Below are 14,047 nucleotides of genomic sequence, written 5' to 3' on the forward strand. Positions count from 1 at the left end.
CATGCCACTTTATTCTTTTTAGTTATGAGGTGTCGAATGAACATTCGTCAGGTCGAGGTGTTTCACGCCGTGATGACCAACATCACCGCCTCGCGAGCCGCTGAGGTGCTGCGCATTTCCCAGCCAGCAGTTAGCAAGGCGATCCAGGAACTGGAGCGCGATATCGGGTTTGCCCTGTTCAGGCGTGAACGCGGTCGTATGTTTCCGACCGCCGAGGCGAACATCTTTTTCAAGGAGGTCGAGAGTTCGTTCTCCGGTCTCACACGGCTGAAAAGCGCGGCTGCGAGAATTCGCGATTTCGGATCAGGCGAAATCAAGGTCGCAAGCCTATCCGCGCTGAGCACGAACATCCTCCCCCGGGCTCTGCGCGGCTTTCAGGCGCGACATCCGAATGTCGCCATTGCGTTTCAAGCGCAATTGTCTTCGACCGTGAAGGATTTGGTGGCCTCGGGGCAGATCGATGTCGGCTTGGCCGCCGACGAGATCGAAACCGAAGGCGTCGATGTTCGGCCCTTTGCGCGTTATCGTGCCGCCATCGCGGTTCCCGCGGGACACCGCTTGGAGCAAGCCACCGAATTGACCCCCCAGGATCTGGACGGGGAAGCCTTTATTGCCCTGTCTCCGGAAGACACGACGCGACGTGCCGCCGAAGCTATCTTTCGAGACCGGTCGACCAAACTGAGGGTCGTGCTGGAAACGCCATATTCCACCACCATCTGCGCCATGGTGCAGGCAGGACTTGGCATCGGCCTGGTCAACCCCATGACAGCCGAACCCTATGTGGGTCGTGGCGTGACGATCATCCCGTTCAATCCTGCGATTTATTTCCGCACTCTGCTGGTGCTACCCCAAAACCGCTATCCTTCGCGCATCGTTGCCGACTTTGTCGACGAAGTGATGAAGCTTTCGGTTTTCCAATGACCGTCGTCAGACATGCTCATTCTCAGATACCAACCGACACTCCCGCTGTTAGGTGCAGCGAGCAATCGAAAATATTGGATGATTCACTGGCCGCGAAGCATGACATACGTGCTCGTTAGCGACCGGGCGCTCATGATCGACAATTGTCGTGACGACCTCGAAGTCCATCGCAGCACGCAGCCCTTCGCTGCGCCTCGTAAGAGTCGTTGACCGGGTCAGCGGCAGCAAGGCGCCTGGCATCATCCTGTCAACGGCGGCTGATCGCCCGACGGTTCGATCCGTTGCCACAGGCGTTGGATCATCGCAGGCTCCGAGGCAACGCCAGACGCTCTGATCTGGGAATCCAGATTGCCGAGGTCTCGTCCCCGAACGGCACGGCAGAGCCCTCGAAGGCGCATATCCCAACCCATGCGCAGATGACCGCGTCGAGCATATCCTCGAACGCCTTCATTTGCCATGACGGTGCCTCAAACGGAGGAAGCTGCAAAACAGCAGAGGCGCCTGCCAGGTTCTGATCAAGGCAGGCAACGATCATCCGCCAGGTTTCGAAAAGCTTGGCGCGGCGGCTGGTGCGGCTTTCCCCTGGCCAGTAATTACGGATTTTCCCGTGCTTGTAGGGCAGACGCCTTTCGGCGCGCATCAATTCGACCAAGGCCGGATGCGGGTAGACTTCCAACAGGCCTGGCGTAGCAACCTCTTTCGTCAGCAGTTTGTATCCGCACTGTTCAAAACTGCTTCTCAGATCGTCGCTGATTTTGCCGGGCCTCATCGCACTCGGCGTGTGCGTGCTGCAATGCCGGGCGCCATAGTGAGTCGAAACAAGATTGTCTGAAACTCGTCGTGCTCTGATCGGCTCGAGAGAAAGAGGCATGTCCATGGCAACAAGGTCGACCGGAACTCCAGCGATTTCCTCCGCAGCAGCAAGGATAGCCACGGCCTCAGGGACCGAGCCTGACGGTCGGGAAATAGACACCACACCCTCCCCGGCGAGGTCCAAAAGGTGACGGTAGGACGGGCCCGCGAAGATAAGACGCCAATTGTCGTCCACGGAGGAAACCAACGCGACGCCACTCGGCTGTGTCGCCGTCCAGGCTGCATCAATTCCCAGAATGGATGTCATTTACCGCGCCCGAGACCAGAAGCAATCGCAAGCCGTCAGATACTTGACCGGCGGATCGGCGTGCCAGCCATAGATTTCGAGCCGCGAAAAATGCAGTTCTTTGTCCAGCTTCTCTTCGGACAATCCCACCCACCAGGATTTCGGGCGGCCGTCGGAACCGTCCGCCCGGCGGTAACCCCGCGCCTTCAGGTGATCCTTCATGTCGAAAGGGCTATTCTCAGCAAAAATGCGAACTCGAGAGCGTTGGCTGGCCTGATAAAGTTCCACGAACGGCGTGACGATTGCGTCCGACGGGACTTGGCGAGGCGATTCCAAAAGGGCGAAACAATCAGCAACCGCACGATTGCCTTCGTGGAAACATCCTGATTGGCGGATCAGATAACCGAGTTTGATGCCCTCGAAGCCGCGCGCCGGCCAGTCGATTTCTATGATCTTGTCGGTTCGATAGTTCGGGCCTGTGGCTTCTGTATCGACAATAACCCATTGACGTGGAAATTCCGGCCGTGGCTGAAGTTTTCGCAAGATGCGGTAGTTGCCGATCGCTTCCAGATGACGCGCCATATCTTCATCATCAGCGCCTCTCATGCCGTTCGCGGCAACCGACGGTCGGGCAGTTTGCGCCACGGTTGGCGAAACAGGAGCTGCGAAGACGTCGAGTTGCGAGATCATTCCATCCCAAATCCGGCTAAAGCTGGGTCGAACACATGATACGCACCAGTACCCCTATGGGCAAGGATCGCCCTGCCCCCCTTTCACTCAAGGTAAAGATAAGCACTTGTACTTCTCGGCGTTGCCCGGGTGGAACTCTGGGTCCATAAGGTAGCTATGACGCAAGATTCGAAAATATTCGTCGGGCTCCGGTCCACTCGTACGAGGTCTCCTTCTGCGAGCGAACCTTCAGGTCCAAGATGTCAGTGGGATGGGTGCGAAAGAAGCGGTACCCACCGCGCTCCCGTGGGAGCAGGTGGTGAAGGGCTTTTCCTTCTGTTCTGTCTTGAGCATGTTAAAGATTACAACAAGGGATACAGCTACACGGCAGCACCAACGAATCCCGATGTCGCCCGTTATCAAAAAGAGGCCACGCTCGGTTCTCGGCCAACCTTGGGAACTCGTGTTCAGGACCCGACGGAGATACCCATACCGTCAACCGAACGTTCCGGCTCAGCGAAGACGCTCAATGCTCGCAGAACCAGCACACAGGGACAGACAAAGGTCGGTCAGCAAGTAAGAAAGCTGAAGGCACTCGAAGCCAAAGCGTTCGAAACCCTTGGCCTTTCTACTCAGGCAACAGCCAGCGAAATCAGGAGTCGTTACAAGGAAAGGCTCAAGATGCATCATCCCGACGCGAACGACGGAGATCGCAATTCTGAGGACGAGCTCCGCGCTGCAATTGGAGCCTACAGAATTCTTAAATTAAACGGGTTCTGCTGAGATCTGTTCGCGACAGGCTTTTTTGGGTTCTGATGAGATCAGAATCAGCGCCCCAGTAAAATCTTGTCTAGCCTCGTTGGATTGGACAAACGGTCAGGACAATTGGAGTGGGTCAGACGGTCCAATCTTCGACGCGTAAGCCGTCCACGCGATCAAACTCGCGGCGGTTGTTTGTGACAATAATCAATCCGCGCGAACGGGCATGTCCTGCGATCAATTGATCGTATGGACCAATGGGCATTCCGCTGCGTGCAAGCTCAGCACGCAACTGGCCAGTATGGATGGCTGCTATATCGTCATAAGTTAGCACTTCCAGGCGAGCCGCGAACCCCTCGACGACGGCCAGGTTGCGTTCTGGGCTAGCCGATTTCTCCGCACAGAGGAATGACAGCCACCCTACCGGGACGATCTGGAACCGGTAGCGCATACTCGCCCGGATCGCTTCAACGGGATGTCACTGCCCAAGCTGTGAAACCAGCGCATGCATGGTTACGCGCACTCCATCGGGATCATAATCGATTTCTACGCCCCCATTTCCCATCAGGCCCAGACGGATGAGCTTGGACCCAAATCCTTTGCCGGACGGTACCACCACGGGGGGACCATCTTTTTCATTCCATTCGAGAACGAGCGTACTTTCACCACCGAGGGCTTGGATTTCCCAAGTCACAACGACGCTTCCCGCAGCGCTGGACCACGCCCCGTATTTGAGCGCATTTGTGCCGAGTTCATGCATCAGAAGCGCAAGGCTCAAGGCAGTCCTTGGACCAACTTCGAGGTCTACGCCCGACAGACGGTAGCGATCCGGAAGGGAAAGCTGCCGGAGCACGGGATCGATGACAGTCATCATGCGAGTATTGGACCAGTCATGATTGAGCAGAACTTCATGCGCCTTGGACAGGGCGTGCAACCTGTTGGTAAAGGCCTCGACAGGCGCTCTGTCCGTGACCGGCCGCAGGGTCTGGGTCGCGATCGCCTGAACCATCGCCATCGTGTTTTTGAGACGATGGCTTATTTCGTGATTGAGAACCTGCTGGTCCTGCTCGGCGCGTATCCTGGCGATCGCCTCGCGTGTCCGGTCGGCAATCGTGCGCACGAAGTCACGTTCTTCGGGCGAGAACTCATGCGGCTTTTCATAATGAACAAACATGACGCCGACGAAAGCGCCCCGTTCAAGAATCGGGACATTGACAAGAACGGAAATACCCAGCGAATTCAGAAGCTCCGCCGAATCCGAGGTTCTTGGATCTGTAGCGACGTCCGATATGATGATCAGCTCGCCGCGCTTCAGATCCTCAATATATGATCCATAGTCGCGGAAATAGTGAAGGCCTGCAACGGTGAACATTCCCGTCGCACGCCAGTCGGGAAGTATCTCGACGGTCTCGGCAATGGGATCAACGATGCCATAACCGGCCCTCGTCGCTCCTTGCAGATTGCGGGCCATGATCTCCGCTGCTGCGAAAGCGACTTCGGCGACAGTGTCGACCTCGCGAATCTTTTCTCCGAGTTCCAGGAAGGCGAGCTGCCGGTCCTGCGACAGTTTCTGTGCCGTCGCGTTTCTTGCAACCTTGATGAAGCCCGACAGATGGGATGATGAATGGTTTGGCAGCGGCCGCATCGTGCCGTCGAGAAATACCCTCGTACCATCGGCTGCGAGGTGCCATCGGCGGTCGGGCGCAACACCGTCGCGAGCCGCCGTTTCGATCTCAAGCTGCGGAATACTCGCCGCGCGATCTTCCTCCGTGAACATTTCCTCAAAGGGCCGGCCCAGCATCTCCGTTTCGGACCATCCAAACGTTTCCTCGGCTCCACCGAACCAGCTGGTGATCCGCTGGTCTTCATCGAGCGTCAGGATGATGTAGTCCTTGGCGCCTTCAACGATCAGTCGCAGCTTCGTCTCGCTGTTGCGCAACGCCTCAATTGCCTGCATGCGGTCAGTGACATCGACGAAGATGATGACGAATTTATCTTCTCCGGTGGCCTGGACATAACCGTCGAACCATCTATCCAGCAAACCGACCCTGCGCGTGAACCGCTTGCTTTGCCGCGTCTCCATCGCTTGGGCGACGTCGGAAATCCATGCTTCCTCCAAATCGGGAAAGACGCCTCGCATCGTTTGGCCAGGAACATCGTCACCTGGTATGCCAAGCAAAACGCTCCACGCCGGATTGATCGTCTCGTATCGCCAGTCAATAATCGTCCCGTCGAGATCACGTATCACCGAGCCGACGACTATGCCTTCTTCCAGTTGCTCGAAAAGTGCTCCCCATCGCCGCTCAGAAAGGAAGGTGGCAATCTGGTTCGATGCGACCCGGCCGATCCGACTGAGCAGTTCCAGCTCGCTTTCGGTCCAGGTTCGCGGCTCTCCGTCAATTGCGGCCAATGCTCCAATCACCATGCCATCAGGCATCGTCACAGGCACACCCATATAGGAAATCACGCCCAGATCGGTGATTGCCAGATTGTCTCTGACAAGGTCATGAAGCGTTGCATCCCCGATGATAAGGGGGGCCTTGTCGCGAACGACGTGCTGGCAGAAGGAATGCGTCAGGGGCGTTTCCGCTGCCTCGGCCCATTTCTCGGGAAGGCCAAGGTGGGCGATGAAGACTTGCCGGTGCTCATCGAGAATCGAAATCAAGGCGACCGGACATCTCAACCCAGCCTTCACGACTTCGATAATATCCTGGAATTCGGATTGGCCCTGAACATCAAGCAAACCAGAATTGCGAACGGCTTCAATGCGTTCAGATGGTGAGTTCAAGGTCGATCCCTAATCACGGAGTCATTTCACGCCGACAATGCAGCGAGCAAATTGGGTGACAAAACGAGGCTTGGCGGTACGGTAGCTGATTGAGGATCACCACTGACGATAGTTTCAATGAATTGCAGCGCGTTTTGCAAGCCGTTCATCGTGTAAGGCTTCTCAATTGCGCCAAGCGCGCCTGCGAAATCTTCCGGTATCCGCTTCAGATTACCAGAAACGAAGACATATGGAACCGAGCGGGAAGCAAGATGTCGACCAACGTCGATCCCACTCGGGCCATCCAGCAACTGGATGTCTACGAAGGCAAATTGCGGTGACGTCTTTTCTATCAACGACAGAGCCTGCTTGCTGTCGGCGGCGACGCCGACGATCTCGTGTCCGGCATCTTCCACTTCGCTTTCGAGTTCCATTGCCAGCAGAGCTTCGTCTTCGACAATCAAGATTTTCACCAGATATCCTTTCAATCATTTACGGAAAGCGTGACCTGAACGTCGGTGCGGTGATCGTCTACTGTCCTCACGATCGTCGCACGCAGCTGCCTCAAGGAGGCTTCCAACATTTTCTTGCTGAAGGCGGCCTGTTCGCTGTCCACCTCCACGGGTTCGACGGTGTCGATAACCCTGATGAGGAAGTGACCGTTGAGCCGCTTCACCTCCAGGTGAAGCTCGCCACCACCTTCTCTCAACCCGCGGCCAATGGCGTCGCCAATGAGCTCATTTATTATCAGAGCGAGAGGAGATGCCTTGGTTGCGGGAACCACAACCTCGTGAAGGTCTGTCGTCAGCCGTATATCGGTCCGCTTCAAGGCGCCGATCTTGTCCAGCATCAGGGTATTGGCGAAATCCGCAACGTCAAAATGGCCTACATCCTCATCGTTCAGAAGCTTTCGCTGAACGGTACTGAGTGCTTCGACCCGATTTAACACAGACATCAATGTCCGCTTAACAACCTCGTTGTCGGTCATACGTGCTTGAAGCTTGACGATGGAAGCGATCGTCAGAAGATTGTTTTTCACACGATGATCGACCTCGTGGACCAGCGCCGTTTTCGCGCGCAGGGCTTCGGTCAGATCCGCTGTTCTCATCGCCACTTCTTCCTCGGCGATATGTCGGGCGCGGGCGAGTTCGGCCTCCTTGCTTTTTATGTTGGTGAAGTCGAGCTGCGAAGCGAAAAAATAGATCACCGCTCCGGACGCATCGCGTACCGGGCTCACGAACAACGCGTTCCAGAAGGTCGAGCCATCTTTCCGGTAGTTGAGGATATCGACGGATATGTCCCTTTCAGATGCAACGGCGTCACGAAGTTTGGCGACGGCAGCCAGATCGGTCTGTGGTCCTTGAAGGAGGCGGCAGTTTCGTCCAATCAGTTCATCGACCGCGTAGCCGGTGAGGGTGCAGAAGGCGCTGTTACAAAAAATAATAGGATTATCCGGCTGTCGAGGATCGGTGATGAGCATCGGCATGCGGGTGGCCTTGAATGCCGCCGCAAACGGATCTTCAGAAGCATGTCCTGAGACGAGACGCTCTCCGGCGTCTTTGGCATCCTGCCTGGAGTGGGTGTCGTCTTTCATTCAGAGCCCTGGAAATTACACGCCGAAGAAATGGGTCACGTCGGCTTTTGTTCCAATGTCAGCAAAAAACTATCGATGCACGTTTCGGGTTGTAGAACATTTCGATGTGGTCGAAAACGTCCTGGCGAGCTTCATCGCGTGAGCGGTAGACCCGGCGGGAATAGAGGTCGACAGCGACGGCTGGCCTGCCGCCATAGATGCCGGGACCGCGTTTGCAGCCAATCTGCGCCGTGATCCCGGCAAGACAGGCAAGACACGCAACCCGGTTCGGGCAGCAAATCTTTCCCTGATCGAGAAGATCGTAGTGAAGCTTGCGATCTCCGTAGACCTTGCCGTTTTCTTCCGACGCCTTCAGAAGCAGATCGGTCTGTCGCTTGTCCTCGCTAGCGCGCCTGCTCAGTGGGCTCTTCAGCCACATGTAAAATCAACCGGAATGAACCCGTAGAAGGCGGGCACGAACCAACGACCACACAGTTCGGGATACCGCCCGAAGACAAATCTCCCTGGCAACCAAGCGGTTGGCTCTGAAGATAGTCAGTTTGGGGCCGGCTGCGACTGTCGGTTTCAGAACTAGGAGTTACGAGAGCTCTCGCTCGAATTCCAGCATCGAGCGAGAATGCTTGCTTGTTCGCTATGGAGGCCACTGATGGATTCCGGGCAATCGAGCCGATCAGTTGCCTATATGTCAGGCTGGCTGGTTGTCGCGAAAGCCGTGACCAACGTATCGATTACCGCCTGAAGTCGCGGCTCCAGATCCAGACCGGCCACGACAGCCTGCTCCACATGAGCAGGATGCACGAAGACCGTGACAGTGTCGCGCACCACACCGGCAGCTGCATCAAGGTCCCGAATAATGAACTCACCACGCACTACCCCATCCTCAAGCACTTGCCGGACGAGACGCGTCATGCGCCGGCCATAGTCGGCGATGAGTTCCGGGCGTTCAGCCATGATACGACGGTAGAGACCGTGAATCTCCGGGTCCTCATCCAGCTTGGCCCGCTTGCTGCGGTGGAGCGCCAGAACAAGTCCGCGAAGCCGGTCTGCCGCCGAGCCATCGGCCGTTGCAAAGCGGGCCGCCAGATCGGCCTCTTCCGCCATCGTCCGCGCCGCAAGGGCATCGAAGATGTCCGCCTTCGACCGGAAGTGCCGATACAGCGCCGAATGCGACAGACCCATGGCCTTGGCAATGTCGACAACGTTTGTCTTTGCCTCACCAAACCGACGGACCTGTTCGGCGGCAGTGTCTAGTATGCGGTCGCGATAATCAGCGGCGTCGTTTGTCATGAGCAGTTTTTATCTGGCATACCCCCACTGCGCAACATGTGACAAATTTCAGAATTCTTATTATGCAACAAGCCAGAGTATGACGATGGATTCCTGGGCGACTGCAATTCCCACGAACATACGTCTCATCGAGCTATCCGCTTTTTTAGGGTTGCGGTGCGCGTATCCAAAAAGCCTGGCGCGGGGCGCGTGCGCGAATATCATCCCTACATATATTTGCTCCTTCATGGGTATTGGTCATCCGCCACGCCTCGGAGGCAGATGGGACTTGCACGGCCGCCCAGCACTTACCTATGGGTAGGGGTATCTAGATCAGCGGATAGATTACGCTCCATCACGCTGCCGGTATCTTTTTATGGAACGCGCGCATTGACGGCATCGGGCACGAAGACTGCTTGCTGGCCGCGCCCTTGCCGCTAGAAATCGGAGCGCAGTATGAAGTCCTTGCAAGACGACAGTCGGCACAGCGTCAGAATGCATCACATGATGGCGTTCGTCGGAATCTTGAGTGCGTCGGTCGGGGTAGCCGCGATCTCGGCGATTGCGCTGGAGTTTCTCCCCTCGCCGGCTTTTGCCCTGGACACGCCACCAGCAGGTGTGCCGGTAGAAGTTACATACCCAAAGCGGCAGAACGTGCCAGTTTTTCTCAATGGCCTTGGCTTCGTTCAGTCAGAAAACACTGTCAACATCACGCCACAGATCAGCGGACAGTTGGAGAGCGTCAGCTTTGTCGAAGGCCAGAACGTCCGTAAAGGCGACTTGCTTGCCGTTATCGATCCACGTCCATTCCAGGCATCTGCCGATGAAGCGGCAGCCAAGATCGTGCAGGACCAGGCCAATCTCGCCAATGCCCAATATCTGTTGGAGAAGGACACGAAACTGGCCGGTCAGCAGATCGTCACCCAGGAACAATTGGAACAGCAGCGGACTGAGGTCAATGTACTCACCGCACAGCTGCAACAGGACCAGAGCGCCAAGGAAAGCGCCGACGTCTCGCTGACCTACACCCAGATCCGCTCGCCGATCGACGGCCGCACTGGCATCCGACAGATCGATCCAGGCAACCAGGTCTCTCCCGCTGGCGCCATTCCCATCGTCACGATTACGCAGACAGATCCGATCTCCGTTATCTCGACCTTGCGAGAGAGCGATCTCGAGGAGGTAAAGGCAGCCCTGGCTGCCGGCCCGGTCTCGGTCACGGCAACCTCGGTCGATATGACGACCGAACTGGGGACCGGCAGGATCTTGCTGCTCGATAACGAAATCAATCAGGATACCGGCACCCTGAAGATAAAGTCGACATTTCGCAATCCCGAAGGGAAGCTCTGGCCGGGTCAATCCGTTTCGCTGCGTATCCTGCAAAAGCAGGTGCCCGATGCGCTGACCGTGCCATCGGCGGCGCTTCAACGCGGACCGGACGGCTATTTCCTCTACGTCATCGATCCCTCGAAGAAGGCGCAGGTGAAGAATGTCGTGGTCGGGCCGATCGAAGGGCACTCCGCGATGATCGCGAGCGGCCTGGAACCAACGGACGAGGTCGTGGTGACAGGCCAATACCGGCTTTCGCCGGGAACGCTGGCCAATGCGACGCCCTATTCAGCAGCCACGGTTGCGAAGGACTAGACGATGTCGATATCTTCCTGGTTTATCAAGCGGCCGATCGCGACCTCCCTGTTCATGGTGGCGCTTTTCGCCGTCGGCGTCGCAGCCTATCCTTTCCTGCCGGTTGCAGCCCTGCCACAGGTTGACTTCCCAACCATCCAGGTTTCTGCACAATTGCCAGGAGCCGATCCTCGCACAATGGCGACATCGGTGACGCAGCCGCTTGAGCGCCAGTTCGCGCAAATCCCCGGCGTGTCGCAGATGACATCGACCAGTACATTGGGAAGCTCTTCGATCATCCTGCAATTCGATCTCTCGCGCGATACTGATGGAGCGGCCCAGGATGTGCAGACGGCCATCAATGCGGCTGGCGGCCAGCTGCCGACCGGTCTTCCCTCGCCACCAACCTACCGGAAGGTGAACCCGGCGGATCCTCCGATCATGATCCTCGCACTGACATCTGATGAGTTGCCGCTAACGGCCGTCGATGACTACGCCGAAAATGTGCTGGCACAACACATAAGCCAACTGAACGGTGTCTCGCAGGTGGTAGTCTTCGGGCAGCAGAAGCCGTCCATCCGGGTACAGATCAATCCGGCCGAGATCGCCACGCGCAATCTCGGACTGGAAGACATCCGCAGCGCGATAACGACCCTGTCGACCGATGCGCCCAAAGGGACAATCCAGGGCGCTACCCGTACATACACGATCTATGACAATGACCAGTTGCTCGACGCCAAGGGATGGAACGAGGCGATCGTCGCCTACAAGGATGGCGCTCCGATCCGCATCCAGGACATTGGCCACGCGATCAGTGCGCCTGAAAACACCCAACTCGCGGCATGGGCAAACGGCAAGCCGGCAATCCTCCTGCCGATCTTCAAGCTACCCGGCGCAAACGTGATCGACACCGTGGCGGCCATCAAGGCTGCCATGCCGCAGTTGAAGGCGATATCACCGGCCGCCGTCGATATTTCGATCCTCAGCGACAGGACCGAAACTATCCAGGCGTCGGTTCTGGATGTCGAAAAGACCCTTGCGATCACCATCGGCCTCGTCGTCATGGTCATCTTCGTCTTTCTGAGAAGCTTCTGGGCGACCGCCATTCCGAGCGTCACCGTGCCGCTGGCGCTGATGACGACAATTGCGTTGATGTATGTTGCAGGCTTCAGTCTGGACAATCTTTCGCTTATGGCTCTGAGCATCGCGATCGGCTTTGTTGTCGACGATGCGATTGTCATGATCGAAAACATCCAGCGCCATATCGAAATGGGCAAGTCGCCGCGCATAGCCGCGATGGACGGTGCAGCTGAAATCGGCTTTACCATCGTCTCGATCAGCGCCTCGCTGGTTGCGGTCTTCATACCGCTCCTTCTGATGGGGGGGCTTGTAGGACGGCTTTTCCAGGAATTCGCCATCACGGTGACGTTGACGATCGTGGTGTCGGCAATCGTTTCCTTGACGGTGACGCCGATGCTGGCGGCACGCTTCCTAAAACGGGATTCCGATGTCAGCCACGGTCCGCTCTTCATGGCGTTCGAAAAGGGCTTCGAGGCGTTGCTCGCGGGGTATAGCCGGACGCTGGATCTCGCACTACGCCTTCATGTGCTCACCTTTTCGGTCTTCATCGCTTCGATTGCCGCGACCGGCGTTCTCTTCATCGAGATCCCGAAAGGCTTTTTCCCGACCCAGGACACCGGGCTCCTGATCGGTCAGCTGGAAGCCTCCCAGGACATTTCCTTCAGCCAGATGGCTCGGCTTCAAAAGGAGGCCGGTGCGATCATTCAAAGCGACCCGGCCGTTGCAACCATCGGGATGGCCATCGGCAGTGGCGCGGGTCAGACCGTCAATACCGGACGGATGTTCATCACGCTCAAGCCGCGCGACCAGCGGACCGCATCGGCAACTGAAGTCATTCGCCGGCTTCATCCGAAGCTCGAGCAGATGAACGGTGCCCAGCTCTTCCTCCAGGCTGCCCAGGACATCAATGTCGGCGGCAGGGTCTCGGCGACCCAGTATCAATATACCCTTCAGGACGGAGACGGCGCCGAGCTCGACGAATGGGCGGGCAAGCTTCTCGCCAAGTTCAAGACGCTTCCGGAACTTGCGGATGTGGCTTCAGACCAGCAGAATGGTGGCGCAACGATCACGCTTTCGATCGACCGTGACCAGGCGGCACGCTTCGGGATCGAGGCCCAGACGATCGACAACACTCTGTACGATGCATTCGGTCAGAGGCAGGTCGCCCAGTTCTTCACTGACGTTAACAGCTACCACGTGATCCTGGAGGTAAGTCCCGGTTTCAAGGATAATCCGTCTGCGATCGACGGCCTCTACCTCAAGTCGCCGGTGACTGGCGAACAGGTTCCCTTGGACCTTCTGGTCAAGCAGACGACAGAGCCCACCGCTGTGCTCGCGGTCACCCATCAGAGCCAGTTCCCATCGGTGACGCTCTCCTTCAATCTTGCCAAGGGTACAGCGCTAAGCCAGGCGGTGAGCGCCATCGATAGCGCACAGAAAGCGCTCGGCACACCGGCAACCCTCACCGGCACCTTCCAGGGCAACGCGCAGGCTTTCCAGTCGTCCTTGGCAAGCGAGCCTCTTCTTGTCCTTGCGGCGCTGTGTGTGATCTATCTGATCCTGGGTGTGCTTTACGAAAGCTACGTCCATCCGGTGACGATCCTTTCCACGCTTCCATCGGCCGGGCTTGGGGCGCTTGCGATGTTGTGGGGTTTCGGCTTCGACTTCACCATTATTGCGCTAATCGGCGTGATCCTGCTGATCGGCATCGTGAAGAAGAACGGCATCCTGATCGTCGACTTCGCGCTCGAGGCCCAGCGGGAGCTAAACATGACACCGCAAGAAGCGATCCGCCATTCCTGTCTCCAGCGTTTCCGCCCGATCCTGATGACGACCTGTGCTGCCCTATTTTCTGGCGTGCCGCTGATGCTGGGGCACGGGACGGGTTCGGAGCTGCGCCAGCCGCTCGGCTATACGATTGTGGGCGGCTTGATCATCAGCCAGCTGATGACGCTCTACACGACACCGATCGTCTATCTCTATCTCGAACGGCTGAGCCGCGTGCTCACCCGAAAGCAGCCATCACCCGACCAGTCCCAATCGAGCGGGACGGCATGAGGCATCGATTGCTATGAAAAAGACAAGCGGAACGGTGTTCGTATATCAGACCCAGCTTGCATATATGTTCCTCGCGCACGACGTTCGGCCCCTGCACGCCTGCCCATCTGGCGCGGGCACGGACCGCCTGAGAGGTCGCTTCCGAGCTTGAAACCACCGCTATAGTCCTTATCGGCCCAGTATAGCTCAGATCGCCTCCAACCCCGGCGAC

The 14,047-nt window shown here is 57.3% G+C and carries 11 protein-coding genes and 1 pseudogene; 4 read left to right on the forward strand and 8 right to left on the reverse strand.

Features of this window, described 5'->3' with window-relative positions; translation table 11 throughout:
* Window positions 1-36 precede the first annotated feature (36 nt).
* Complete coding sequence (locus N7578_RS03935; protein ID WP_311108997.1) at window positions 37-921, forward strand: LysR substrate-binding domain-containing protein; 885 nt, start codon at window positions 37-39, stop codon at window positions 919-921.
* 298 nt (window positions 922-1,219) lie between these two features.
* Here the strand turns inward: N7578_RS03935 and N7578_RS03940 are convergent, their stop codons facing one another.
* Window positions 1,220-2,041 (reverse strand): DUF429 domain-containing protein, encoded by an 822-nt coding sequence (locus N7578_RS03940; protein ID WP_311108998.1) that lies wholly within the window; start codon window positions 2,039-2,041, stop codon window positions 1,220-1,222.
* Window positions 2,042-2,710, reverse strand: coding sequence for a hypothetical protein (locus N7578_RS03945; protein WP_311108999.1), 669 nt, complete (start codon window positions 2,708-2,710; stop codon window positions 2,042-2,044).
* Window positions 2,711-2,866: 156 nt separating this feature from the next.
* Here N7578_RS03945 and N7578_RS03950 point away from each other — a divergent pair, with 156 nt between their 5' ends.
* On the forward strand, window positions 2,867-3,472 hold the full coding sequence (locus N7578_RS03950) for a J domain-containing protein (RefSeq protein ID WP_311109000.1): 606 nt from the start codon (window positions 2,867-2,869) through the stop codon (window positions 3,470-3,472).
* Window positions 3,473-3,584: 112 nt separating this feature from the next.
* On the opposite strand, the gene vapC is transcribed toward N7578_RS03950, so the two are convergent.
* The 6 genes and pseudogenes from vapC to N7578_RS03980 all read right to left on the reverse strand — a co-directional run bounded on the left by vapC (window position 3,585) and on the right by N7578_RS03980 (window position 9,096).
* The gene (gene vapC / locus N7578_RS03955; RefSeq protein ID WP_311109001.1) at window positions 3,585-3,899 is read right to left on the reverse strand and encodes a tRNA(fMet)-specific endonuclease VapC; all 315 of its coding nucleotides are present in this window, start codon (window positions 3,897-3,899) and stop codon (window positions 3,585-3,587) included.
* A 27-nt stretch (window positions 3,900-3,926) separates the two neighbouring features.
* On the reverse strand, window positions 3,927-6,236 hold the full coding sequence (locus tag N7578_RS03960) for a GAF domain-containing protein (protein WP_311109002.1): 2,310 nt from the start codon (window positions 6,234-6,236) through the stop codon (window positions 3,927-3,929).
* A gap of 26 nt (window positions 6,237-6,262) precedes the next feature.
* Window positions 6,263-6,688: a response regulator gene (locus N7578_RS03965; protein WP_311110047.1), complete on the reverse strand. Its 426-nt coding sequence runs from the start codon at window positions 6,686-6,688 to the stop codon at window positions 6,263-6,265.
* Window positions 6,689-6,699: 11 nt separating this feature from the next.
* Window positions 6,700-7,809 (reverse strand): PAS domain-containing protein, encoded by a 1,110-nt coding sequence (locus tag N7578_RS03970; RefSeq protein WP_311109003.1) that lies wholly within the window; start codon window positions 7,807-7,809, stop codon window positions 6,700-6,702.
* Between the two features lie 166 nt (window positions 7,810-7,975).
* Window positions 7,976-8,233 (reverse strand): annotated as a pseudogene (locus tag N7578_RS03975) (IS3 family transposase); the annotation flags it as partial.
* Between the two features lie 254 nt (window positions 8,234-8,487).
* On the reverse strand, window positions 8,488-9,096 hold the full coding sequence (locus tag N7578_RS03980; RefSeq protein WP_311109005.1) for a TetR family transcriptional regulator: 609 nt from the start codon (window positions 9,094-9,096) through the stop codon (window positions 8,488-8,490).
* Between the two features lie 435 nt (window positions 9,097-9,531).
* Here N7578_RS03980 and N7578_RS03985 point away from each other — a divergent pair, with 435 nt between their 5' ends.
* On the forward strand, window positions 9,532-10,719 hold the full coding sequence (locus N7578_RS03985; protein ID WP_311109006.1) for an efflux RND transporter periplasmic adaptor subunit: 1,188 nt from the start codon (window positions 9,532-9,534) through the stop codon (window positions 10,717-10,719).
* A gap of 3 nt (window positions 10,720-10,722) precedes the next feature.
* Window positions 10,723-13,836 (forward strand): efflux RND transporter permease subunit, encoded by a 3,114-nt coding sequence (locus tag N7578_RS03990; protein ID WP_311109007.1) that lies wholly within the window; start codon window positions 10,723-10,725, stop codon window positions 13,834-13,836.
* The last annotated feature ends 211 nt before the right edge of the window (window positions 13,837-14,047 follow it).

It is taken from the genome of Agrobacterium tumefaciens (assembly GCF_031801495.1).
GTDB lineage: Bacteria > Pseudomonadota > Alphaproteobacteria > Rhizobiales > Rhizobiaceae > Agrobacterium > Agrobacterium tumefaciens_K.

Excerpts from the sequence above, each read along its gene's own strand:
- N7578_RS03935 (WP_311108997.1), top strand. The coding sequence starts at position 37 with ATGAACATTCGTCAGGTCGAGGTGTTTCACGCCGTGATGACCAACATC.
- N7578_RS03940 (WP_311108998.1), bottom strand. The coding sequence starts at position 2,041 with ATGACATCCATTCTGGGAATTGATGCAGCCTGGACGGCGACACAGCCG.
- N7578_RS03945 (WP_311108999.1), bottom strand. The coding sequence starts at position 2,710 with ATGATCTCGCAACTCGACGTCTTCGCAGCTCCTGTTTCGCCAACCGTG.
- N7578_RS03950 (WP_311109000.1), top strand. The coding sequence starts at position 2,867 with ATGACGCAAGATTCGAAAATATTCGTCGGGCTCCGGTCCACTCGTACG.
- vapC (WP_311109001.1), bottom strand. The coding sequence starts at position 3,899 with ATGCGCTACCGGTTCCAGATCGTCCCGGTAGGGTGGCTGTCATTCCTC.
- N7578_RS03970 (WP_311109003.1), bottom strand. The coding sequence starts at position 7,809 with ATGAAAGACGACACCCACTCCAGGCAGGATGCCAAAGACGCCGGAGAG.
- N7578_RS03980 (WP_311109005.1), bottom strand. The coding sequence starts at position 9,096 with ATGACAAACGACGCCGCTGATTATCGCGACCGCATACTAGACACTGCC.
- N7578_RS03985 (WP_311109006.1), top strand. The coding sequence starts at position 9,532 with ATGAAGTCCTTGCAAGACGACAGTCGGCACAGCGTCAGAATGCATCAC.
- N7578_RS03990 (WP_311109007.1), top strand. The coding sequence starts at position 10,723 with ATGTCGATATCTTCCTGGTTTATCAAGCGGCCGATCGCGACCTCCCTG.